The sequence below is a fragment of the Dyella sp. A6 genome, assembly GCF_036320485.1.
Classification (GTDB): Bacteria; Pseudomonadota; Gammaproteobacteria; order Xanthomonadales; family Rhodanobacteraceae; genus Rhodanobacter_A; species Rhodanobacter_A aluminiiresistens.
On the sequence record NZ_CP132911.1, the window covers coordinates 3651048 to 3674496 of the forward strand.

At 65.7% G+C, this 23449-nt stretch carries 19 protein-coding genes; 7 read left to right on the plus strand and 12 right to left on the minus strand.

What is annotated here, in order from left to right; translation table 11 throughout:
- The first annotated feature begins 224 nt into the window (after window positions 1-224).
- Window positions 225-3395, plus strand: a complete 3171-nt coding sequence (locus tag RA164_RS16265) for an efflux RND transporter permease subunit (protein ID WP_329741887.1) — start codon at window positions 225-227, stop codon at window positions 3393-3395.
- A 115-nt stretch (window positions 3396-3510) separates the two neighbouring features.
- Here the strand turns inward: RA164_RS16265 and glnA are convergent, their stop codons facing one another.
- The 4 genes from glnA to RA164_RS16285 all read right to left on the minus strand — a co-directional run bounded on the left by glnA (window position 3511) and on the right by RA164_RS16285 (window position 7595).
- Window positions 3511-4920, minus strand: coding sequence for a type I glutamate--ammonia ligase (glnA, locus tag RA164_RS16270; RefSeq protein ID WP_329741888.1), 1410 nt, complete (start codon window positions 4918-4920; stop codon window positions 3511-3513).
- Window positions 4921-5118: 198 nt separating this feature from the next.
- Entirely contained in the window at window positions 5119-6420 is a 1302-nt protein-coding gene (locus RA164_RS16275) for an ammonium transporter (RefSeq protein WP_329741889.1), read from the minus strand.
- 74 nt (window positions 6421-6494) lie between these two features.
- Entirely contained in the window at window positions 6495-6833 is a 339-nt protein-coding gene (locus RA164_RS16280; protein WP_329741890.1) for a P-II family nitrogen regulator, read from the minus strand.
- Window positions 6834-6887: 54 nt separating this feature from the next.
- A complete protein-coding gene (locus RA164_RS16285) occupies window positions 6888-7595 on the minus strand; it encodes a TorF family putative porin (RefSeq protein ID WP_412731049.1) in 708 nt (235 codons plus the stop codon).
- Window positions 7596-8286: 691 nt separating this feature from the next.
- Here RA164_RS16285 and RA164_RS16290 point away from each other — a divergent pair.
- Entirely contained in the window at window positions 8287-9081 is a 795-nt protein-coding gene (locus RA164_RS16290) for an undecaprenyl-diphosphate phosphatase (RefSeq protein ID WP_329741892.1), read from the plus strand.
- A gap of 160 nt (window positions 9082-9241) precedes the next feature.
- Here the strand turns inward: RA164_RS16290 and RA164_RS16295 are convergent, their stop codons facing one another.
- Complete coding sequence (locus tag RA164_RS16295; protein ID WP_329741893.1) at window positions 9242-10249, minus strand: LysR family transcriptional regulator; 1008 nt, start codon at window positions 10247-10249, stop codon at window positions 9242-9244.
- 146 nt (window positions 10250-10395) lie between these two features.
- Between RA164_RS16295 and RA164_RS16300 the strand changes: the two genes are divergently transcribed.
- From RA164_RS16300 to RA164_RS16310, 3 genes are all read left to right on the plus strand, one after another.
- Window positions 10396-11670 carry an efflux RND transporter periplasmic adaptor subunit gene (locus RA164_RS16300; protein ID WP_329741894.1) on the plus strand — a complete coding sequence of 425 codons (1275 nt, stop codon included), beginning with the start codon at window positions 10396-10398 and terminating at the stop codon, window positions 11668-11670.
- 179 nt (window positions 11671-11849) lie between these two features.
- Window positions 11850-15035, plus strand: coding sequence for an efflux RND transporter permease subunit (locus tag RA164_RS16305; protein WP_329741895.1), 3186 nt, complete (start codon window positions 11850-11852; stop codon window positions 15033-15035).
- Window positions 15036-15183: 148 nt separating this feature from the next.
- A complete protein-coding gene (locus tag RA164_RS16310) occupies window positions 15184-16647 on the plus strand; it encodes a TolC family protein (RefSeq protein ID WP_329741896.1) in 1464 nt (487 codons plus the stop codon).
- On the opposite strand, the gene RA164_RS16315 is transcribed toward RA164_RS16310, so the two are convergent.
- The 5 genes from RA164_RS16315 to RA164_RS16335 form a co-directional block, all read right to left on the minus strand.
- Window positions 16644-17741 (minus strand): AI-2E family transporter, encoded by a 1098-nt coding sequence (locus RA164_RS16315; protein ID WP_329741897.1) that lies wholly within the window; start codon window positions 17739-17741, stop codon window positions 16644-16646. The genes RA164_RS16310 and RA164_RS16315 overlap by 4 nt on opposite strands.
- A 71-nt stretch (window positions 17742-17812) precedes the next feature.
- Entirely contained in the window at window positions 17813-18103 is a 291-nt protein-coding gene (locus RA164_RS16320; protein WP_329741898.1) for a hypothetical protein, read from the minus strand.
- On the minus strand, window positions 18100-18600 hold the full coding sequence (locus RA164_RS16325) for an ABC transporter ATP-binding protein (protein WP_329741899.1): 501 nt from the start codon (window positions 18598-18600) through the stop codon (window positions 18100-18102). The genes RA164_RS16320 and RA164_RS16325 overlap by 4 nt, the downstream gene beginning before the upstream one ends.
- Window positions 18601-18629: 29 nt before the next feature.
- Window positions 18630-18995, minus strand: a complete 366-nt coding sequence (locus RA164_RS16330; protein ID WP_329741900.1) for an ElaB/YgaM/YqjD family protein — start codon at window positions 18993-18995, stop codon at window positions 18630-18632.
- A gap of 74 nt (window positions 18996-19069) precedes the next feature.
- Window positions 19070-19225 carry a DUF1328 domain-containing protein gene (locus tag RA164_RS16335; protein ID WP_329741901.1) on the minus strand — a complete coding sequence of 52 codons (156 nt, stop codon included), beginning with the start codon at window positions 19223-19225 and terminating at the stop codon, window positions 19070-19072.
- Between the two features lie 246 nt (window positions 19226-19471).
- Between RA164_RS16335 and RA164_RS16340 the strand changes: the two genes are divergently transcribed.
- Window positions 19472-20944 carry an AAA family ATPase gene (locus RA164_RS16340; RefSeq protein WP_329741902.1) on the plus strand — a complete coding sequence of 491 codons (1473 nt, stop codon included), beginning with the start codon at window positions 19472-19474 and terminating at the stop codon, window positions 20942-20944.
- A gap of 11 nt (window positions 20945-20955) precedes the next feature.
- On the plus strand, window positions 20956-21168 hold the full coding sequence (locus tag RA164_RS16345) for a DUF3820 family protein (protein ID WP_329741903.1): 213 nt from the start codon (window positions 20956-20958) through the stop codon (window positions 21166-21168).
- Between the two features lie 42 nt (window positions 21169-21210).
- On the opposite strand, the gene RA164_RS16350 is transcribed toward RA164_RS16345, so the two are convergent.
- Together RA164_RS16350 and RA164_RS16355 are read right to left on the minus strand one after the other, a co-directional pair.
- Entirely contained in the window at window positions 21211-22713 is a 1503-nt protein-coding gene (locus RA164_RS16350; RefSeq protein ID WP_329741904.1) for a sensor histidine kinase, read from the minus strand.
- Entirely contained in the window at window positions 22670-23422 is a 753-nt protein-coding gene (locus tag RA164_RS16355; protein ID WP_329741905.1) for a response regulator transcription factor, read from the minus strand. The genes RA164_RS16350 and RA164_RS16355 overlap by 44 nt, the downstream gene beginning before the upstream one ends.
- Window positions 23423-23449: the final 27 nt, after the last annotated feature.

Here is a 23449-nt window from a genome sequence, read left to right on the forward strand (position 1 = left end):
GCGCAAGCCTTGCCGGCAGCTTACAAGGAGCGTACTGGCACCTGTCCTTGCTTCTCCATGCCTTTCGGCACGGAGCGACTTCAGGCACATTCATGGCCTGGCCGTAGAAGGCATAAAGGCGTCATGACCCCGCTTTTCCGCAACGACGCAGACGCCGCCGCGCTGTTTTCGCGCCCGGTGTCGCACATGGAAGTCGAATCGACCCGGACTGGAGCGGGGCGCGCATGAACCTGTTCGCACCGATGATCCGCCGCCCGGTCGGCACCTCGCTGCTGGCGATCGGCCTGGCCATCGCCGGCTTCTGCGCCTATCTGTTGCTGGGCGTGGCCGCCTTCCCGTCGATCGAATTCCCGTTCATCGCGGTATCGGCGCAGATGCCGGGAGCGAATGCGGAAACCATGGCCACGACCGTCATGGCTCCGCTGGAGCGCTATCTGGGCCGTATTCCCGGCGTCAAGGAAATGAATGGCACCGCGTCGGACGGCTCGGTCCAGATCGGCCTGCAGTTCGACTTCAGCCGCAATACCGACAAGGCCGCGAACGACGTGCAGGCGGCCATCAATGCGGCCCAGGCCGATCTGCCGCAGCTGCCCTCGCCGCCCAGCTATTTCAAGGCCAACAGCTCCAATGCACCGGTGCTGCTGGTTGCACTGACCTCGACCAGCCTGCCGCCGGACCAGCTGTACGACCTGACCGACCGGCTGCTGAAACCCGCCGTGGCACAGATACCGGGGGTGGCCCAGGTCGGGCTGGGCGGCAGTACGCCGCATGCGATACGCATCGCACTCGACACCTCGGCCCTGGCCAACCTGGGCATCACGGCGAATAACGTCGCCAATGTGCTGCGCGCGGCCAACGTCACGGCACCCTTGGGCATCCTGAGCGACGGCATCACCCAGGCGACGGTGATGACCAACAGTTCGCTGCAGACCCCGCACGACTTCGCCAGGCTGGTGATCGCCAACCACAACGGTGTGCCGATACGGCTGTCCGACGTGGCCACCATCCGAAGTGGCCCGCAGGACCGCTACGCGGCCGCCTGGTTCAATGACCACCGCTCGGTGCTCATGCGCATCACCAAGCGCCCCGAGGCGAATGCCATCGCGGTGGTGAAGGCGATCAAGGCGCGCCTGCCGCAGCTGGCCGGACTGATGCCGGCCGACGTGCGCATCGTGCCGATCTTCGACCTCACGCCCACCACCGAATCGGCGCTGCACGAAGTGGAGGTGGCACTGCTGATGAGCGTCGTGATGGTGGCGCTCGTGATGCTGATTTTCCTGCGCCGCATCCGCCCCACGGTCATCGCCATGTTCAGCGTGCCGCTGTCGCTGGCCGGCGCGCTGATCGTGATGTGGGCGATGGGCTTCACGCTCAACATCTTTTCGCTGGTGGCGCTGGTGCTGTGCGTGGGCTTCGTGGTGGACGACGCGATCGTGGTGATCGAAAACATCGTGCGCCACATCGAGAAAGGCGTGGCGCCGCTGCCGGCGGCATTGGCCGGCGTCCGCGAGATCGGCTTCACGGTGATCTCCATCACGCTGTCGTTGATCGCGGTTTTCGGTCCGATGGTATTCGGCGACAACATGTTCACCCGGTTGATGAGCGAGTTCTCGGTCACCCTGATCGCCACCATCGTGATCTCGGCGATCGTCTCGCTGACGCTGACCCCGGCACTGTGCGGCCGCTGGTTGAGTGCCGAAAACCACGCACAACGCACCCCCGGCCGAATGGAGCAGAGGGCCGAGCGATTCGACCATTGGGTACTCGGCATCTACGCGCGCGCGCTCGACTGGGCCATGCGCCACCGCCGCATCATGCGCTGGCAGCCGCTGATCCTGCTGGTGCTCACCGTGGTGCTGGCAGTGCTGGTGGGCAAGACCGCGGGCGGCGGCCTGATGCCGAAGGAAGACACCGGACTGATCCGCGCGCACATCACCGCCGACGCCAACATCTCGCCCGACCTGATGGCCAAGCGCACCAAGTATGTATCGGGTGTGATCCAGGCCGATCCGGCCGTGCTCGACGTGTCCGCCTTCCTGGGTGGCAACAACGGTGGCGCGGTCGGCAACACGGCCAGCCTGTTCGTCGACCTCAAGCCGGTCGGCGATGGCCCCGGCGACCGCCAGGCTTCGGCACAGCAGGTCGTGGACCGGCTGGAGAAGCACTTCAAGCAAGTGCCCGATATCGAGGTCAACATCAGCGCCCTGCAATTCATCAACATGGGCGGTGGAAGCGGCAACGGCGTCGGCCAGTATTCATTCCAGCTCGAAAGCACGGGCGGCGAACAGTTGCAGCAGCCTACGCTGGCGCTGGCGCGCATCATGCGCGGCATGAAGCAGTTCCGCGATGTCACCAGCAGCTTCGATACGGTCGGCAAGCAGCAGATGCTGAAGGTGGACCGCAGCCTGGCGTCGCGCCTGCATATAGGCATGGCCCAGGTCGACAACGCATTGTCCAAGGCCTTCGGCCAGAGTGTGGTATCCACGATCTATTCCGAAACCAACCAGTACCGCGTCGTGCTGACCGCGCAGAGCGACAAGTCGCTCAGCCCGTCCACGCTGTTGAACACCTATGTCCGCAGTACCACCGGGGAGATGATCCCGCTTTCGGCGCTGGCGAAAATCCAGCCGCAGATCGCACCGGTCGATATCGAACACCACAACCAGATCGAGTCGTCGACCATCAACTACAACCTGGCCAAGGGTGTGACCCAGGCCGAAGGCCTGCGGCTGGTCGACCAGGCGATATACGCCGCCAACCTGCCTGCCGGAATCCAGAAGCGCTATTCGGGCGAGAACAAGAACCTGATGGAGGCGCTGAGCAACGCCCTGATCGTGCTGCTGGCGGTGATCCTGGCGATGTACGTGGTGCTGGGCATTCTGTACGAGAGCCTGATCCATCCGCTGACCATCATTTCGACCCTGCCGGCCGCGGGCATGGGTGCCTTCCTCGCCATGCTGGTCACCCATACCCAGCTCACCATGATGTCGGTGATCGCGGTGCTGATGCTGATCGGCATCGTGAAGAAGAACGCTATCCTGATGGTGGACTTCGCGCTGGTCGCGGAGCGCGAGCACGGAATGAACCCGGTCGAAGCGATCCGCGAAGCGGCGCTGGTGCGTTTCCGCCCGATCACCATGACCACGCTCGTGGCGATGGGCGCGGCACTGCCGCTGGCGATCGGCTTCGGCCAGGGCTCGGAAATGCGCCAGCCGCTGGGTATCGCCATCCTCGGCGGCCTGCTGGTGTCGCAGCTGCTGACCCTGCTCAGCACCCCCGCGATCTACCTGTGGCTGCACGACCGGCGCGAACGCAAGGCGAAGCGACGCGCTCTGCGCGAAGAGATCCGCCGCCAGCGCGAGCTCACCAAACGGATGCCGGCGCTGCCCAAATAACCCGCCGGGACGCGAACGGCGCTCGTGCGTCGATCTGCCGGGGCGGGCGGTCCGGACCCATACAAACGACAACGGGCGCCATGGCGCCCGTTGTCCCGTCCAGCTGACGCTGCGATCAGATCGCGTAGTACATCTGGAATTCCAGCGGATGCGTGCTGGCGCGGTACCGGGTCACTTCCTGCATCTTCAGCGCGATGTAGCCGTCGATGAAGTCGTCGGTCATGACGCCGCCGGCCTTGAGGAACTCGCGGTCCTTGTCCAGCGCTTCCAGCGCGGCATCCAGGCTGGCGCACACTTGCGGGATGTTCTTTTCTTCTTCCGGCGGCAGGTCGTACAGATCCTTGTCGGCCGGCGCACCCGGGTCGATCTTGTTCAGGATGCCGTCGAGACCCGCCATCATCAGCGCGGTGAAGGTGAGGTAGCCCGACTGCATCGGATCGGGGAAACGCACTTCGATACGGCGGCCCTTCGGGCTGGACACGTACGGGATGCGGCAGCTCGCCGAGCGGTTGCGCGCCGAGTAGGCCAGCATCACCGGCGCCTCGAAGCCCGGCACCAGGCGCTTGTAGCTGTTGGTGGTGGAGTTGGCGAAGGCGTTGATCGCCTTAGCATGCTTGAAGATGCCGCCGATGTACCACAGCGCGGTCTGCGACAGGCCGCCGTACAGGTCGCCGGCAAACAGGTTCTCGCCGTTCTTGCTGAGCGACTGGTGCACGTGCATGCCGCTGCCGTTGTCGCCCACGATGGGCTTGGGCATGAAGGTGACGGTCTTGCCGTTCTGGTGCGCCACGTTCTTGATCACGTACTTCAGGGTGATCAGCTCGTCGGCCTTCTTCACCAGCGTGTTGAACTTCACGCCGATCTCGCACTGGCCGGCGTTGGCCACCTCGTGGTGATGCACTTCCACTTCCTGACCCAGCGACTCGAGCACCTTGCACATGTCGGCACGCAGGTCACCCAGCGAGTCGACCGGCGACACCGGGAAGTAGCCGCCCTTCACGCCGGGACGGTGGCCCATGTTGCCGTCCTCGTACTTGAAGCGCGAGCTCCAGGCGGCCTCTTCGGACTCGATTTCGTAGAACACGCGGCCCATGTCGTTCTGCCAGCGCACCGAATCGAAGATGAAGAACTCGGGCTCCGGTCCGAAGAAAGCAGTGTCGGCCACGCCGGTGGACTTCAGGTACGACTCGGCGCGCTTGGCGATGGAGCGCGGATCACGGCCGTAGGCCTGCATGGTGCTCGGCTCCAGCACGTCGCAATGGATCACCATCTGCGGGTGTGCGCTGAACGGGTCCAGATAGGCGGTTTCCGGATCGGGCATCAGGATCATGTCCGACTCGTTGATGCCCTTCCAGCCACTGATGGAGGAGCCGTCGAACATCTTGCCGTCCTCGAAGGTCGACTCGTCGATGGCGTGCGCCGGAAAGGTGACGTGATGGTGCTTGCCGAGCATGTCGGCAAAACGGAAGTCGACGAACTCGACCTCGTGTTCCTGGATCAGGTCGAGCACTTGCTGGGCATTCATGGGGAACCTCGACTGGAGTAGATGACTGGTTAGGGATAGCAAGCGCCATGCCATCAACGGAATGGCGCCATGCCTTTGATCTGGCGGGCCATCACGCCGGATGGCCCGCTTGCACTCGCATCATAACCGGGCGAACACGGAGAAGTATTGCACCAAAATCGGGCACGCCACATCGCCCCCTGGGCGTGCCCGATGGCATCAGCTTTCGTAAGCGGTCTCGCCATGCGAGGTGATATCCAGGCCCTCGCGCTCCGCCTCGGTCGATACCCGCAGGCCGAACAGCAGCTTGACCACGAAATAAGCCGCCACGGAGACCAGACCGCTCCACACCAGGGTGATACCCACACCGAGCGCCTGCACGCCCAGCTGCTGCAGCATCGTGCTGTTGCCGCTGCCGAAACCGGTACCGCCAAGGGCCGGGGCACTGAAGACGCCGGTCAGCAAGGCGCCCAGAATACCGCCGAGACCGTGCACGCCGAACACATCGAGCGCATCGTCGGCACGCAGAATCTTCTTCAGGCCAGTCACACCCCAGACGCAGACCACGCTGGCCAGGGCACCGATCGCCAGCGAACCCATCGGCCCGACCGTGCCACATGCCGGCGTAATCGCCACCAGCCCGGCCACTGCACCGGACGCTCCGCCAACCATCGACGGCTTACCCTTGGTGACCGCCTCCAGCCCCAGCCAGGCCAGCACCGCCGCCGCCGTGGCGAGCAGGGTGTTGATGAAGGCCAGGCCCGCACCCGCGTTGGCTTCCAGGTTGGACCCCGCATTGAAGCCGAACCAGCCCACCCACAGCAGCGAGGCACCGATCATGGTGAAGGTGACGTTGTGCGGCTTCATCGACTCGCGCCCCAGGCCCAGGCGCGGCCCGACCATGTACGCGCCGACCAGGCCCGCGATACCGGCGTTGATGTGCACCACCGTACCGCCGGCAAAGTCCAGCGCGCCCTTGGCGAACAGGAAGCCGTTCGGGCCACACCACACCATGTGCGCGATCGGCAGATAGGCAAAGGTGAACCACAAGGCGGTGAAGGCGAGCACCGCACGAAAGCGCATGCGCTCGGCGAACGAGCCCACGATCAACGCACCGGTAATACCGGCGAAAGTGGACTGGAACACCACGAACACCTGCTCGGGCAACGCGACCCCGGGCGTGAAGGTGGCGGCCAGGCTGTCCCTGGTGACTCCGTGCAGGAACAGCTTGTGCAGGTTGCCGATGAAGGCGCCATCGCCATTGAACGCCAGGCTGTAGCCATAGATGGCCCACAGCACCAGGATCATCGAAAACACCGTCATCACCTGCATCAGCACCGAGAGCACGTTCTTCGAACGCACCAGGCCACCGTAGAACAATGCCAGGCCGGGCACCGTCATCAACAACACCAGCAGGGTGGATGTCAGCATCCAGGCGACGTCGCCCTTGTCGACGACCGGTGCCGGCGTTGCCGCATGGGACATGGGCGACACCATCCACATGGCGAATACGACGAACATCAACGTCCACGCCGGTAGCGCTCGAGCGGATCGGGAAAGCATGATCTGTTTCATGGAAACCTCGCGGGTGAGGATCAGAGGGCGTCGGCGTCGAGTTCGCCGGTACGGATGCGGATGACCTGGTCGATCGGGCTGACGAAGATCTTTCCGTCGCCCACGCTGCCGGTCCTGGCCGATTGCTGGATCGCCTCCAATGCGCCTTCCAGCAGTTCATCCGTGACCACCACTTCCACTTTCAGCTTGGGCAGGAAATCCACCACGTATTCCGCCCCGCGGTACAGCTCGGTATGCCCTTTCTGGCGACCGAAACCACGGACCTCGCTGACCGTGATGCCGCTTACACCTGCGGTCGTGAGCGCGTCACGTACCTCGTCGAGCTTGTATGGCCGGATGATGCAACTGATCAGTTTCATGCCAGTCTCCCCTTGTGGGACGGCGGCACCACGGCCACCGCCGTGAATCCGGAATCAGAACGATTTGGCGAGCGAGAGAATGCCGGTGGCACGCCCCAGGTAATGCCCGTAGGCATTGGTGTAGACGCTGCGCGAGGCGTTGGTGTCGTAATAGCCCAGCGATACCGAATAACCGTGCGCGAAGGCACGCGTCACCCCGACTTTCCAGTCGCTGTACGACGCGCCGGCGACATTGCGCACATCCTGATGGCCAACGTGCAGATTGAGCGACCAGTCCGGGCTGAATTCGACGTTGTAGGAAAGGTCGATGTAACCGGAGTTCTTGCTGCCCGGGAAGCCGAACAGGTTGGTGAACGCATGCGAGTACTTCAGCGTGACGCCCTTGTAGCCCAGCGAGCCATAGGCTTCGGTGGTGTAGGGACGGGTGAAGCCGGAAGGGTAGGTCCCCGGGTAGTAGTACTCGTACAGGCCTACGTCGTAGCTCCAGTCGCCATGGAAGCTGCCGCGAAAACCGGTGTACAGATCGAGCTCGAGGCTGCTGGAAATCGGCGCGGCGTCGGTCGAACCGTCCGACAACCAGCTGATGTTGCTGCCCCACGCACCAGCGTACCAACCGCTGGCCTGGTCGTATTCGATACCCGGCTGCACCGCCGGTTTCCAGTTCGTCTGCGAAAGACCGCGAAACAGATAGTCGTTGACCACGGCCACGCTACCGGTCACTGCACTCTGCGGTGCGTCGTCTGCCATCGTGACGGACGACAACAACGCCGATCCAGCCAACACTCCCCATACCACTCGTCGCATTCGTCGCTTCATCGGTTGCCTCCTCGTGCCAGAGTGGGCTCGCCGGAAAGTTCGAAGACCTGCCGACGAACATTGCGCAAGCACCCAACGCCCCGGAAGGGTGCGTGGACATACCTGCCGATTACCGAAAAGAAGCAGCGCTGACGGTTTCGTGCGGCACAGCCGGACACAATGCCCGGGCCCGAAGGCGACGGCGACGTCAGGAACCTATGACAAGCAGCCGGCCCATGCGGCCGGTGAAACAGGACGGAGCGCCGGTGGCGAGCCGTATGCAAGACATACCGGGGAGAGACGCGGACGACAGCGGTTAGGCTGCCATCGTGCGTTTCGCGGACAAGCTGGCGTGTTCCCCGTCTGCGGATTCATCACGACCGATGGCGCGTAGTAGTCGCTGCCTCAGGACACGAAATGAACCTCGCTTGGATTTGATCCTGCCGCAACGAATGATGCATTGCAATATGATGACTTCGGCTTTTTTATTGCCATTTCTCACATATGTTCCGCTTCGCAGCATACGGACGCCAGCATCGGGGTTTCGTCTGACTCCTCCATTCGGCCCTTTTCGCACAGCGCTTTTACCCGATAGCACACGTATGCTTTGCGCTCCGAGGCGATCGCCGTGGTCGTCATTCCATAGAGGCCTGTACACGTGACCGACCTGTTCCACGTCATCCTGCTCGGCATCATCGAGGGGATCACCGAATTCCTGCCGATCTCGTCCACCGGACACCTGCTGATCGCCGAACACTGGCTGGGCGCACGCTCCGACCTTTTCAACGTAGGCATCCAGGCTGGTGCGATCCTGGCGATCACGCTGGTGTACTGGGAACGCATCTGGCAGCTGCTGACGGGCTGGCGCGAACCGGCGCTGCGCAGTTACCTGCTGAAGCTCGCGGTGGCCTTCCTGATCACCTGCGTGCTGGGGCTGATCGTCACGCACTACGGCTTCAAGCTGCCCGAAACGGTGACGCCGATCGCCTGGGCGCTGGTGATCGGTGGCGTGTGGATGATCGGCGCGGAACAGATCGCCGCACGCAAGCCCGACCGCAAGGAGGTGACCTGGACGGTGGCGATCCTGGTCGGCATCGCGCAGATGGTCGCCGGCATCTTCCCGGGCACCTCGCGCTCGGGCGCCACCATCTTCACCGCACTGCTGTTCGGCACCAGCAACCGCCCGGCGGCCACCGAATTCTCGTTCCTGGTCGGCATCCCGACGATGTACGCCGCCACCGGTTACGAGCTGCTGAAAGTGCTGCACAGCGGGGCCGCGGCGCACGAGGACTGGAGCGCGCTGGGTGTGGGCTTCGTAGTGTCGCTGATCGTGGCTTTCATCGCGGTGAAGTGGCTGCTCGGCTACATCCGCACACACCGTTACACGGCCTTCGCGGTCTACCGCATCGCGCTGGGCCTGGCATTGCTGCTGCTGATGCCCAGCGGGTCCTGATGGCATCGCAACGTCGCATGCGTTGACGTCGGTTGGAGTGGGCCGGCCTCGGACACGGCCTGCACTCTGCATCGTCGAATCGGTGCAAACCAGCAATAAATAAACCAGCGCTACCGATGAAGGGTGCTAACGGCTGCGATACACCGCTACCCGGTCAGCGCTATCCGTTCATCGGCACGGCATTCGTCTGCCCGCGTGAATTCTTGGCTCTGGCCGGGAATGCTGGCGACATGCCCGGACCCGGCACCAACGTGCCGGCCCTGCATGCCGGCACGTTGGTGCGCTGGAACAATTCGTGCACCCATTCGATGAAGGCCTGTACGCGCGCCGACAGGTGCTTCTTCTGCGGATAGACGATCCACACCGGAGACCCGGTGGAGATCGTGTCCTCCATGATCACCTTCAGCTTGCCGTAGCCGATCGCGCTGGCCGCCAGCCAGTGCGGCACCTGGATGATGCCGAGCCCCGCCATGGCCGCCTGGATCACCGACTCGCCGTCGTTGATCAGCAGGTGTGCATCGACATCCAGGGCACGCTTGCCGTCGGCCGTGTCGAACTGCCACTGGTAAGGCCGTCCGCTGGTGGGATACACATAGTTGATGCAGCGATGCTGCTTCAGCTCGTCGATCGTGGTCGGCGTGCCATGGCGTTCCAGATAGGCCGGCGCCGCACACAGTACGTTGCTGAAATACCCCAGCTTGCGTGCGATCAGGTTGGAGTCCTCCAGCTCGCCCATGCGTATGGCACAGTCGATGCCTTCCTCGATCAGCCCGATGTTGCGGTCACTCATCGACAACTCGAGCCGGACATCGGGGTATTTCGCCTCGAAATCGGCCAGGTTGGGGATCAGGGCCGCGCGTCCCACCGATACGTTCACCGCCACGCGCAGCTTGCCGGACGGTTTGGTGCGCGCGTAATTCAGCGCTTCCACCGCCTCGCCAAGATCCGCCATGATGTCCTTGCAGCGCAGATAGAACGATTCGCCATCGTCGGTCAGTCGCAACGCGCGAGTGCTGCGGAACAGCAGACGCACACCGATCTGCTCTTCCAGCCGCGACACGGCACGACTTACACCGGAAGGCGTCATGCCCAGCTGAGCGGCTGCCGCCGCAAAACTTTTCGCTTCGACCACGCGGACGAAGCTCGATATAGCAGAAAAATCTTCCATAGCCGTCACCGTGCCGTCATTCGTGACTGGCAGTCACGATTGGGATGCGTTTGAAGTGGGTTAACTGTACCGTACAGTATTTATATTATCACGCCCTCTGTCGTGCTGCGCCGCGGCACGACCTCCCATCCCGGAGAGCGTGACGGATGAAAAAGAAACTGATCTTGGCCGGCTTCGTCGTCGTGGCGATAGCCGGCAGTTGGGCCCTACTCGGCGACCATGGCAGCAGCCATGCCCAGGTCGTGGCGGGCGGCCCGCCGGAAGTGACCGTGGCCCGGGCCCTGCTGCGCCCGGTCAGCGATAGCGCACAGTTCACCGGGCATGTGCAGGCGGTCGACAGCGTGAATGTGCGTCCGCGTGTCAGCGGCTACATCGACGCGGTGACGTTTACCGAGGGCGCCCTGGTGCACAAAGGCCAGGTGCTGTTCCGGATCGACCCGCGCCCGTTCCAGGCCCAGGTGGACCGCCTCGCCGCCGAACGCGAGCAGGCCCGTGCGAACCTGAAGTTGGCCCGCGACAACGCCGACCGCGCCCGCCGCCTGCTGGCCCAGCATGCGATCGCCCAGGCCGAGGCCGATAGCGAGACGACTGCCGCGCGGAGTGCGCAGGCGGCACTGGCGGCGGCCGATGCCGCACTGGCGGCGGCCAGGCTCAACCTTGGCTTCACCAAGGTACGCGCACCGATCGATGGGCGTGTCAGCAACATCCGCATCACCCAGGGCAACCTGGTGACCAGCAGCGACGTGCTGACCAGCGTGGTGTCGGTGAACCCGGTGTACGTCTACTTCGACGTCGACGAACAGACCTGGCTGAAGCTCGACCACCTGCGGGCCAGGGCACGCAGGGAAGGCCGCTCCGCACATATCGGCGCGTCGATGGAGCTGGCCGACGAAACCGGTTACCCGCATCCGGGCCGGCTCGACTTCGTCGACAACCAGCTGCACACCGATTCCGGCACGATGCGCCTGCGCGCGGTGTTCGACAACCGCAGCGGCCTGTTCACGCCCGGCCTGTATGCGCGCGTGCGCCTGCAGAGCGGTGCGCCGGTGCCGCGTATGCTGATCGACGACCGTGCCGTGGGCACCGACCTGAGCAACCAGTTCGTCTACGTGCTCGACAAGTCGCACAAGGTCCAGTACCGCCGTGTCACCACCGGACCGCTCTACCACGGCCTGCGCGTGGTAGACAGCGGACTGGAACCCGGCGACGAGGTGGTGGTGAACGGCCTGCAGCACGTGCGTCCGGGCGTGACCGTGTCCCCCCGGCAAGTGGCCATGACCTACCGGCTCGACGCGCGTGACAAGGCGCTGGTGGACGCGCCCGCATCCCCCGGCCGTGCCGCGAACACCGCCCAGGTCCATGGTGCCGGCATGCCGGTCGCATCCGTCGCCAGCACGGCGAAGGCGGCGTCCGGCGGTTGATCCGTCATCACCCGACCGTTCCGAAGCTTCACCGAATCCTTCCCGCCCAGCGAACGCTGTTCGTGGCACCGCCATCCGCCACGACGCCGGACGGGTTTCATCGCACAACCCGGCAGCTCCCGGGTTGCTTCCTGACGGGAGCGGGCCAGTTGCGCCCGGCGTGACCACAAGGTAATCCCATGAAAAACATCGCCCAGTTTTTCGTCGACCGGCCGATCATGGCCGCCGTGCTTTCGCTGCTGTTCGTGATCACCGGCAGCATCGCGGCGTTCAAGCTGCCGATCAGCGAATACCCGCAAGTGGTTCCGCCCACCGTGGTGGTGCGTGCCAACTATCCCGGCGCCAACCCGAAGGTGATCGCCGAAACCGTCGCCACGCCGCTGGAAGAACAGATCAACGGCGTGGAGGGCATGCTGTATTCGTCCTCGCAGGCCACCAGCGACGGCGTGATGACGCTGACGGTGACCTTCGCCCTCGGCACCAACATCAACACCGCCGAAGTGGAGGTGCAGAACCGGGTGGCGCAGGCCTTGCCGCGGCTGCCCTCGGAAGTGCAGCGGCTCGGCGTGACCACCCAGAAGAGCTCGCCTGATCTCACCATGGTGGTGCACCTGGTCTCGCCCGACCATCGCTACAACATGCTGTACCTGTCGAACTACGCGCGGCTGCATGTGAAGGATGTGCTGAACCGTCTCGACGGCGTGGGCGACGTGAAGATCTTCGGTGCCGGCCAGTACTCGATGCGGGTCTGGCTTAACCCGGACAAGCTGGCCGAGCGCGGCCTCACCACCGGCGATGTGGTGAACGCGATCCGCGAGCAGAACGTGCAGGTGGCCGCCGGCGCGCTGAACGCGCCGCCCGGTCCCGGTCACGCCGCGTTCCAGCTGAACATCAACACGCGCGGCCGACTGAGCAGCGTGGACGACTTCCGCAACATCATCGTGCGTACCGACCCGGACGGCAGCGTGGTTCATCTGCGCGACGTGGCGCGGGTCCAGCTGGGTGCCGACCAGTACGCGCTGCGCAGCCTGCTCGACAACCAGCCTGCCGTGGCGCTGCCGATTTTCGCGCGGCCCGGTTCCAACGCCATCCATATCTCGGACGAAGTGCGCGCCACCATGGCGCGGTTGAAGAAGCAGTTCCCGCAGGGCGTGGACTACCGCATCGTGTACGACCCCACCGTGTTCGTGCGCGGTTCGATCGAGGCGGTGGTGCACACGCTGTTCGAGGCGATCCTGCTGGTGGTGCTGGTGGTGATCCTGTTCCTGCAGACCTGGCGCGCCTCGGTGATCCCGCTGATCGCCGTACCGGTATCGCTGATCGGCACCTTCGCGGTGATGTACCTGATCGGCTTCTCGCTCAACGCACTTTCGCTGTTCGGCATGGTGCTGGCCATCGGCATCGTGGTGGACGACGCCATCGTGGTGGTCGAGAACGTGGAACGGCACATCGAGCTGGGCCAGTCGCCGAAAGAGGCCACGCGCAAGGCGATGCACGAGGTGACCAGCCCGATCGTGGCCACCGCGCTGGTGCTGTGCGCAGTGTTCATCCCCACCGCCTTCATCAGCGGGCTGACTGGCCAGTTCTACCGCCAGTTCGCGCTGACCATCGCCATCTCGACGGTGATCTCGGCGTTCAACTCGCTGAGCCTGAGCCCGGCGCTGGCGGCGATCCTGCTGAAGAGCCACGACGCACCGAAGGACCGGCTCACCCGCGCGATCGACCGCGGCCTGGGCTGGCTGTTCCATCCGTTCAACCGGCTGTTCCACCACGGCGCGGCGCGCTACGTGAAGGGCACCCGCTACATGCAGGGCAAGGGACCGGCAGCGTTGCTGCTGTATGCCGGGCTGATCGCGCTGACCTGGTTCGGCTTCGCCCATGTGCCGACCGGCTTCGTGCCGATGCAGGACAAGCAGTACCTGGTGTCGTTCGCGCAGCTGCCCGACGCGGCATCACTCGACCGCACCCAGGACGTGATCCAGCGCATGTCGGCCATCGCCCTGAAGCAGCCGGGCGTGGAGAACGCCGTGGCCTTCCCCGGTCTCTCGATCAACGGCTTCACCAATTCCACCAACGCCGGCATCGTGTTCGTCACCCTGAAACCATTCGACCAGCGGCGCAGCGCCAAGCTCTCCGCGGGAGCCATCGCCGCCGCGCTGAACGCGAAATACGCGGCGATCCAGGATGCCTACATCGCGGTGTTCCCGCCGCCGCCGGTACAGGGGCTGGGCACCATCGGCGGTTTCCGCATGCAGATCGAGGACCGCAGCCAGCTCGGTTTCGACGCGCTGTACCGGCAGACCCAGAAGCTGATCGCGGCCAGCCACAAGGTGCCCGCGCTGGCGGGGCTGTTCTCCAGTTTCCAGGTCAGCGTGCCGCAGGTCGATGCCGACGTGGACCGCGAGAAGGCCAAGGCCGAAGGCGTGAACCTCAACGACGTGTACCAGACCCTGCAGGCCTACCTCGGCTCGCTCTACGTCAACGACTTCAACCGCTTTGGCCGCACCTACCAGGTGAACGTCTCGGCCGAACCGGCGTTCCGCCACGACATGGCCGACATCGGCCAGCTGAAGACGCGCAATGCCAAGGGCGAAATGGTGCCGCTGGGATCGTTCGTGACCGTGAAGCGCGGCGCCGGCCCGGACCGCGTGATGCACTACAACGGCTACCCCACCGCCGAGATCAACGGCGGGCCCGCACCGGGCTTCAGTTCCGGCCAGGCGCAGGCGGCGATGGAGAAGCTGGCGGCGGAGAACCTGCCCAACGGCATGGGCTTCGAATGGACCGACCTGACCTACCAGCAGATTCTGGCCGGCAACACCGCGATCCTGGTGTTCCCGCTGTGCGTGCTGTTGGTGTTCCTGGTGCTGTCGTCGCTGTACGAAAGCTGGTCGCTGCCGCTGGCGGTGATCCTGATCGTGCCAATGGTGCTGCTGTCCGCGATTGCCGGCGTGTGGCTATCCGGCGGCGACAACAACATCTTCACCCAGATCGGCCTGATCGTGCTGGTGGGCCTGGCCTGCAAGAACGCGATCCTGATCGTGGAGTTCGCCCGCGAACGCCAGCACGAAGGCATGAGCCGCCACGAGGCGGTGCTGATCGCCGCACGCCTGCGCCTGCGCCCGATCCTGATGACCTCGATCGCCTTCATCATGGGCGTGGTACCGCTGGTCACCTCGCACGGCGCCGGTGCCGAGATGCGCCATGCCATGGGTGTGGCGGTGTTCTCCGGCATGCTCGGCGTGACCATCTTCGGACTGATCTACACCCCGCTGTTCTACGTATTGATCCGCGCCCTGGTCGAACGCCGCGAGGCGCGCAAGCGCGCGCAGGCGGAAGCGCTGCCGGCGCTGGAGGGTCATTGAGATGAATGTATTCCCGTTGTCCACGCCACGACACAACAATGCTGCCCGTCACCCCGACGACTCTCAACGGCCTGAGGAGCGTTCAAGCCGAGGGCCGGTGACTCTCGCTTCGACGGTCCAGAGGCACTGGGTTCCTGCTTTCGCCGGCATGACGGGCAGGGCGGCGCGCCGATCGCTGCTGTTCGCCGCCATCGCACTGGCCGGCTGCGCCAGCGTGGGGCCCGACTACAAAGCCCCGCATACGCCCTCGATGCAGGTGCAGGGCTTGGACCTGGCCCACGAGAGCAACGCACGTTTCCAGGCGCAATGGTGGAAGCAGTTCGGCGATCCCACGCTGGATGCGCTGATCCAGCGTGCGGCGGCCAACAACCTCGACCTGCGCATCGCCGTGGCGCGGCTGGCCGAGTCCCGTGCCCTGCTCGGCGGCGCCAGGTCGCAGCAATGGCCGACGATCGACACCGGCATCGACTACAGCCGCAGCCGCGAGCAGCAACCCGGCTACAGCGACCAGCGCCACACCGTGACCAGTTACCAGGCCGGTTTCGATGCTTCGTGGGAACTGGACCTGTTTGGCGGCATACGTCGCTCGGTGCAGGCCGCACATGCCGACCTCGGCGCCAGCGAAGCCGCCCTGCAGGACGCCCAGGTCAGCCTGTTCGCCGAAGTGGCGCGCAACTATTTCACGCTGCGCGGCACCCAGCAGCGCATCGCCATCGCCCGGCGCAATATCGCCAACCAGAGCGACACGCTGGCGGTGATCCGCGCGCGCGCCGAAGTGGGTACCGCTTCCGAGCAGGACGTGGACAGCGCGCGGGCCCAGCTCAGCGCCGTGGAAGCACAGCTGCCCCTGCTCGACATGCAGGCACGCGCCAGCGAATACCGGCTGGCCGTGTTGCTGGGCGAACGTCCCGGTGCGCTGGATGTGGACGTGTCGCCGCGCAGCTTCCACCCGATCGATACAGTGCTGCCGATCGGCGACGCCGGCAACGTGCTGGCGCGGCGCCCTGACATCCGCGCCGCCGAGCGCGAATACGCCGCCGCCACCGCACGTATCGGCGTGGCCAAGGCGGACTTTTTCCCGCATGTCTCGCTGGGCGGCTTCCTTGGTTTCCTGGCGGGTCGCAGCAACGACTTCGGCAGCCCCGGCACGCGGGCCTGGTCGATCATGCCCAGCATTACCTGGAACGGGCTGAACGTGCAGCGCGTGCGTGCCGAGCTGCATGCCAGCGAGGCCCGCGCCGATGCGGCACAGGCGAATTACCAGCGCACCGTGCTGGAGGCCATGGAGGACGTGGACAACGCGATGGTCGGCTACAACCAGCAACGTGCCAGTGTCGCGAAGCTGATCGACCAGGCCCGCGACAGCCGGCGCGCCGCCGACCTGGCACGCATCCGCTACAAGGCCGGCGCCACCGGCTACCTGCAACTGCTCGACGCCGAACGCGTGCAACTGTCCGCCGAAAACGCGCTGGCGCTTGGCGAGACCGCGATCGATACCCGTGCGGTGGCGCTGTACAAGGCGCTGGGCGGTGGCTGGCAGGCCTGTGGCGACACGCAGTGCAGCGGGGTCGCCGCAGCGGAGCCGTCAGCGGCGGCACACGCGCCCGGTTAGCGCTGTACCAGGTGCGCGAACCATTCCCAGCCGCGCATGCGTTCGGCGATGAGTTTCGCGCAGGTCAGCATCGGCACCGCGAGCAGCGCGCCGGGCACGCCCCACAGCCAGCCCCACAGCAGCAGCCAGATCAGGATCGCGATGGGGCTCAGGCGCATGCGGCGGCCCAGGATCATCGGCGTGATCAGGTTGCCTTCGAACGCGGTGAGACAGGCGAAGCACAACGCCGGCAACAGGGCACTGCCGAGCTGGTTGAACTGGATCAACCCAACCAGCAGCAGCACCGTGGTGGTGACGATGGCGCCCACATACGGAATGAAGTTGGCCAGCATCGCCACCGCGCCCCACAGCAGGGGGTCGGAGACATGCAGCAGCCACAGCATGCCGGCTGTCAGCGCGCCCAGCGTGGCGTTGATCAGCACCGTGGTGAGTATGTAGCGCGAAACCTCGAGCTGGATGCCGCGCACGATCGATACGGCATGACGCTTGGAACGGAAATCGGGCCCGATCTCGACCAGCCGGCGCAGCATGCTGTCGCCGTAGACCAGGAAGAAGAACACCAGCAGCACCACCGTCAAGATGGCCGCCAGCACCTTGGGCGCGTTCGACACCACGTCCCATGCACTGATCGCCACATCGGCCGGATGCGCCACCACCCGAGACGGATGGCCGTTGACCAGGGTCTGGGTGGCGCGGTTGGCCGCTTCCAGCGGACGGGTGAGGTGTTCCAGTTTCGGCACAAAGCTGCGGATCGCCCGCGGCGCATCGTGGAACCAGCCCAGCGCCGGCTGCGTCAGCAGGCCGATACCGGTGCCGATCGCGCCGATCAGGCCGATCATCAACACGCTGGCGCCGATCGCGCGCGGTATGCGGTGACGCGAGGCGAAGGCGACGATGGGGTTCAGCGCGAGCCCGAGGAAGGCGGCCAGCACCAGCGGAATCAGCAGCGCGCGGATCAGCGTGGCGGTATACAGCAGGGCCAGCAGCAGGAAGGTGTTGAGCAGCACACGGATGCCGCGCAGATGGCGACGGACTCCGCGGGCATTGTGCAGGTCCAGCCGCCGATGAGGCCGGTGCACGGGTGCGGCCGGCATGCCCTGTTCCGACGCGGAACGCGACTCCGGCCCCGACGTAACCGGGGCGGCTGGCAACGACTCCGGCATGTTCATGTCGTTTCGTCGTCGGCCAGGCCCAGCTCGGCCATCAGCCGTGCACCATGCGCCACGGCCTCGGCCAGCCCGCTGCTCAGCAGCGCACCGACGCCTGGCAGACGCAACGGGTGCACGTTCAACTGTCCCAGCACGAAACCGGCGCCGGCCGCGGTACCCAGCGCAGCCAGCGGATGACGGTGACCGCGCGCCAGCAACGCGGCGGCCGGCTGGGCAAGTTCATCGCGATGCTTCGCGACGCGTGCCTGCGCCGCGCGTACCTTGTCGATCTGTCGGAAAAGGCTCATTCCCGCGTGCCCCCATCGCTTTGCGCAGCCGCGTCGTCCGCGATCCGGCGGTCGGCACGCTGACGCGTCTCACGCATCATCGCATGCCATTCCCCGCGCGTAGCAGGCAGGCTCATCCAGTGCATGCAGCGGCGAAACAGCAGCACCGCGCCGGCCAGGCACAGCGCCTGCAGCAGCACCAGTACCAGCAGGGCCGCTATCCACGAATGGAACCAGCTGGCCAGCAACACGCCGATCAATCCGAGCAGCGACAGTGCCAGCCCGACACCGGCGATCGTGGCGACCAGACCGGCCGTCAGCAGCCACGACACCGCGCGTCGCGCCAGCCCGAGCTCGGCAGCCAGCAGGTGCAGCTGAGCGCCGAACAGCTTGCGCAGCGCGGCGGCAAGCTGCGCCAGTTCCGCCAGCAGGCCTTCGGCCTTGGCGTCGGGTGGGATGTCGCCGGACGATGCGTCGGTCGACGCTGTCGCTTCGTCCCCGCCTTCGGGATCGCGCATTCGCACTTCTCGGATCGGTGGAATCGGCGTCAGCGACGGAACATGCGGCCGAGCAACCAGCCCGCACCGACAGCGATGGCAACCGCCTGCACCGGTTTCTCGCGGACGAAATCACGCGCCTGATCCAGCCATTCGTCGGCGCGATCCATGCTGCGGTCATACGCTTCGCGACCACGACCGCCCAGCTCGCTGGCCTTGTCGCTGGCCCGGGTGGCGGCGCCTGCGGCCTTGTCGGTGGCGTGGTGCAGCCCTTCTTCGACGCGGTCGGCGGCGCGATTCACTGCGTCCCTGGTCGAGGCCACCGCATCGGACGTGGCCTGCTTGATACGTTCGGCTCCTGCCTCGATGCGCGTGTTGGCGCCGTCGGCATCGTTCGTCTGGACTTGCTTGTTCATGGCGTTCTCCGATGTCGGGGTGATCCACTCTAACGTGTTGTCATCGCCATCGGCGCACCTGTCCCGCTGCCTGTTCAGCTGGTTCGGCGGAAGTAGGCGACCACCGCCAGCACCAGGAAGATGACGAACAGCACTTTGGCGATCCATGCGGCGGTGCCGGCAATACCGGTAAAGCCGAACAGCGCCGCGATCACGGCGATGACCAGAAAGACGATGGCGTAGTGAAGCATGACTGGGTTCCTCGATGACGCCGGAGCGCCCCCCGCACTCCACGCCCCTATTTCCCCACAGTCCATGCGCGCCCAGCGTGAAGGCTGATTGCAGCCACGTCCACGCGCAGACCACATTTGTCCTATGCCGACACCGCCGGATTCAGCGAACAGGTGCCCACCCATTCCGCTTCCGCCAGCACATGAGCTTGCATGGCAGCGCGCAACGCGGCTCTGCTAACGTGACGCCCTTCGCAGGGAGGACGCATGAGCGAACTGCAGGACCTCACCACACTGGTGCGCGCGGCCACGCCGTTGCTGGTGATCGAAACGGTGGACGAGCAACGGGTGGTGGACTGCTTCCGTCACGTGATCGCGCAATCGCTGCGCCCGCTATGGCGCTGGACCCTCACCGACGGCCTGGGCCGGCTTGATTTCGTCGGCGGTGGCGACGTGGCACCCGACGCCACCGCCACGCTGGACGCGATCCGCGACGCCACGGCGGCTGGCATCTACCTGCTGTTCGACTTCCATCCGTTCCTGCGCTACGCGATGAGCCTGCGCCTGCTGCGCGAGATCGTGCAGCGCCAGCGCTCGGCCGCGCACACAGTAGTGCTGGTCGGCGCCCGGATCGAGCTGCCGGACGAACTGGAGGCGCTGGCCCTGCGTGTACCGCTGTCGCTGCCCGACCTGAAGGAACTGGCCGGCATCATGCGCGGCGAGGCGGCCGCCTGGCAGCGCGAGTACAACCGCCGTCTGGAGGTGGACAACGACGCCGCACGCACTATCGTGCGCAACCTGCTCGGCCTGTCCGCGCCGGACGCACGTCGCATCGTGCGCAAGCTGATCTACAACGACGGCGCGCTCGGTGCGGCCGACCTGCCCGAGTTGATGCAGTCGAAGTTCGACCTGCTCAACCGCTCCGGCCTGCTGCACTACGAATACGCCACCGCCAGCTTTGCCGACATCGCGGGTATCCGCCAGGTACGCGAATGGGTCCGGCGGCGGCGGGCGGTGTTCCTGGCGGCCACGCCCGACCCGATGCTCGACCCGCCGAAGGGCCTGCTGCTGCTGGGCGTACAGGGTTGTGGCAAGAGCCTGGCCGCCAAGGCCATCGCCGGCGGCTTCGGCGTGCCGCTGGTGCGGCTGGACTTCGGCACGCTGTACGACAAGTACCAGGGCGAGACCGAGAAGAACCTGCGCGAGGCGCTTTCCAGCGCCGGACTGCTCGCGCCCTGCGTACTGTGGATCGACGAAATCGAGAAGGCGCTGGCCGGCGGTGGCGAGGACAACGGGGTGTCGCGCCGCGTACTCGGCTACCTGCTGACCTGGATGGCCGAGCGCAAGACCAAGGTGTTCGTGGTGGCCACCGCCAACGCGGTGCAGGAGCTGCCGGCCGAACTGCTGCGCAAGGGCCGCTTCGACGAGATCTTCTTCGTCGACCTGCCCCGCAAGGACGTGCGCGAAGAGATCTTCGCGATGCATCTGGCGCGACGCAAACTGGAACCTGCCGGTTTCGACCTGCCCGCGCTGGCCGCTGCCAGCGAAGGCTTTTCCGGCGCCGAGATCGAGCAGGCCATCGTCAGCGCGCTGTATGACGCGGCCGGTAGCGGCGGCCCGCCGGACCAGGCCATGCTGCTGGACTCGCTGGCGCGGACGCGTCCGCTGTCGGTGCTGATGCGCGAACAGGTCGAGGCCCTGCGGGCCTGGGCGCAGGACCGCTGCGTGGCGGCGGACTGAGCGCGCCGACGATGGAAGCGGATGACCTCAAGCGCCTGGTGACCCAGCGCATGCCCTTCGGCAAGTACCAGGGGCGCCTGCTGGCCGACCTGCCTGGTGCCTATCTCGCCTGGTTCGCGCGCAAGGGTTTTCCGGCTGGCGAGCTGGGACGGCTACTGGCGCTGATGCTGGAGATCGACCACAACGGCCTGAAACGACTGCTCGATCCGCTGCGCCCACGCTGAAACAGCTTCGGCGCGCCCCCCGGACACCCCGAACGAATCTGCTCAGTCCGGATGCCCGGACAAGCCTGCATGCAGACCCGCTGCGGGAGCGACCCGTTGCGTGGCATGACGCAGCACCCGGCCCGTGCGTGGCCGCGTCGTCTCTGCCGCAACGGCGAAAACCAGATTCACGCTCAGGCCCGGCCCGGCATCTTCCAGCAACAAGACGGCGCCATGCAGTTCGGCCACCGAGCGCACCAGGGCCAGCCCCAGCCCGTTGCCTTCGGTATGCCGGCTGCGATCGAGACGCGCGAACGGCTGCAGCACCTGTCCGCGGGCCTGTGCCGGAATGCCGGGACCATCGTCGTCGACGCCAGCACGCACATGCCCATCGACCTGGCCCAGCCGCAGCGTGATGACGGTTCCTTCCGGCGTATGCCGGATGGCGTTTTCGATCAGGTTGACGAACACCTGCACCAGCAGCTCGCGATCACCGTACACCGGAGGCTGCGGGTCGATCTCCGCCCGCAGTCGATGCGCTTCGGCCTCGGCCACCGGTGCGTAGATGTCCAGCAGCTCCTCCAGCAACACGGCCAGGTCGACCGGCGCGAAACCGCTGCGCGGCTCGCCGGAATCGACCCGGGCGATGCGCAGCAGTGCCTGGAATACGTTGAGCAGTTCATCGATCTCGCCCAGCGCGCCGTCCACCGAGGCTTCCAGCGGAACGTCCTGGGCCATCGCCGGGTGACGGTGCAGGCGCTCCAGCCGCTGGCGCAACCGGGTCAGCGGCGTGCGCAGGTCATGCGCGATGTCGGCGCCCAGCCGGCGCACGTCGGCCAGCAGCGAAGCGATGCGGTCCAGCATCTGGTTCACCGTCAACGCGATCATGTCCAGCTCGTCGCCGTTGCCGCGTACCGGCATGCGCTGCGCCAGGTCGCCATCGCTGATCCGCTCGGCCGCGTCGGACATCGCACCGACCCGCCGCATCAGCTGTCGTCCGATCAGCCCGCCGACCACCAGCGAGACGACCACGATCAGCAGCAGGGCGAATACGAAGATCCGCGCGGCCACGTCCTTCATCTGGTGGATGTAGTAGCTGTCGCGCCCCACCACCAGCCAGCCGCCGCGATCGGTACGCACGGTGTACAGCGTCAATAGGTGCGAACCCGACGTGGGCAGGCGAGTCGTGGTGCGCGGTGTGAATCGCTTCACCGACCAGCCTTCGCGCAGCGGGTGGTCGTCCAGATTGCCGGCGAGCTTGATTCCGTTGGCGGCATACAGCGCATACCAGCGCGGCAGACCGGCGCCCAGGATGGTGCGCTCCTCGATCTCGGTACTGAGCCCGTCCAGACCCTGCTGGTAGGACAGAAGCACCAGGTCACGCGCATCGGCGCGCAGTTCCTGGTGCTGTTCCTGGCGCGCTTCGCGCTCGGTGCCCAGCCACAGCACCGACGCGGTGAGCAAAGAGAACAGCGCGAACATGCCCGCCAGGATCAGCGCAAGGCGGAAGGCGCTGGTCTGTCTATGCCTGACGTGTTCGGGCCTGAAGCCGATAACCGTAGCCACGAACCGTCTCGATAAGGCTTTCGCCGCCGCTCACGCGCACCTTGCTGCGCAGCCGCGACATGTGGGTTTCCACCACGCTGGTGCGTGGGTTGAAATGAAAATGCCAGACCTGCTCCAGCAGCATCGAGCGGGTCACCACCTTGCCGGCATGACGCATCAGGATCTCGAACAGGCGGAACTCGGTGGGCGTCAGCTCCAGCGGTTCGCCCATGCAGGTGGCCGCGTGCCGCGACAGGTCCAGCGCCAGCGGCCCCCATTCCAGGGTCGTCGATTCGCGGCTGAGCGCCGGCCGGCGCGACAGCGCGCGCAGCCGCGCCACCAGTTCGGCCATCGCGAACGGCTTGCCGAGGTAATCGTCGGCGCCGGCGTCCAGGCCCTCGATGCGCTGGCGGGTATCGCACAGCGCGGTGAGCATGATGATGCCGGACTGCACATCCGCACTGCGCACGGTACGGATGAAGCTGATGCCATCCAGACCGGGCAGCTTGCGATCCACCACGATGGTGTCGAAGCCGCCCTGCACCGCGAGGGCAACGCCCTCGCGGCCGTCGCCGACCGACTGCGTGACATAGCCTTCCTCGAACAGGCCGCTGTCGATCCAGTCACGGGTTTCGCGGTCATCCTCGACGATCAGAACACGCAAGGCAGCCTCCGGCTCGAACCCGTCGGCATCGGTATCGGGCCGGCCGTCGGCATGGGGACAGTTCACGGTAGGCGGTAATTGTGACGGTCCAAT

Coding starts and splice junctions, on each gene's coding strand:
- RA164_RS16305 (WP_329741895.1), top strand. CDS start 11,850: ATGAAAAACATCGCCCAGTTTTTCGTCGACCGGCCGATCATGGCCGCC.
- RA164_RS16345 (WP_329741903.1), top strand. CDS start 20,956: ATGGAAGCGGATGACCTCAAGCGCCTGGTGACCCAGCGCATGCCCTTC.
- glnA (WP_329741888.1), bottom strand. CDS start 4,920: ATGAATGCCCAGCAAGTGCTCGACCTGATCCAGGAACACGAGGTCGAG.
- RA164_RS16265 (WP_329741887.1), top strand. CDS start 225: ATGAACCTGTTCGCACCGATGATCCGCCGCCCGGTCGGCACCTCGCTG.
- RA164_RS16300 (WP_329741894.1), top strand. CDS start 10,396: ATGAAAAAGAAACTGATCTTGGCCGGCTTCGTCGTCGTGGCGATAGCC.
- RA164_RS16295 (WP_329741893.1), bottom strand. CDS start 10,249: ATGGAAGATTTTTCTGCTATATCGAGCTTCGTCCGCGTGGTCGAAGCG.
- RA164_RS16325 (WP_329741899.1), bottom strand. CDS start 18,600: ATGCGCGATCCCGAAGGCGGGGACGAAGCGACAGCGTCGACCGACGCA.
- RA164_RS16275 (WP_329741889.1), bottom strand. CDS start 6,420: ATGTTCGTCGTATTCGCCATGTGGATGGTGTCGCCCATGTCCCATGCG.
- RA164_RS16310 (WP_329741896.1), top strand. CDS start 15,184: ATGACGGGCAGGGCGGCGCGCCGATCGCTGCTGTTCGCCGCCATCGCA.
- RA164_RS16280 (WP_329741890.1), bottom strand. CDS start 6,833: ATGAAACTGATCAGTTGCATCATCCGGCCATACAAGCTCGACGAGGTA.
- RA164_RS16335 (WP_329741901.1), bottom strand. CDS start 19,225: ATGCTTCACTACGCCATCGTCTTTCTGGTCATCGCCGTGATCGCGGCG.
- RA164_RS16315 (WP_329741897.1), bottom strand. CDS start 17,741: ATGCCGGCCGCACCCGTGCACCGGCCTCATCGGCGGCTGGACCTGCAC.
- RA164_RS16320 (WP_329741898.1), bottom strand. CDS start 18,103: ATGAGCCTTTTCCGACAGATCGACAAGGTACGCGCGGCGCAGGCACGC.
- RA164_RS16340 (WP_329741902.1), top strand. CDS start 19,472: ATGAGCGAACTGCAGGACCTCACCACACTGGTGCGCGCGGCCACGCCG.
- RA164_RS16330 (WP_329741900.1), bottom strand. CDS start 18,995: ATGAACAAGCAAGTCCAGACGAACGATGCCGACGGCGCCAACACGCGC.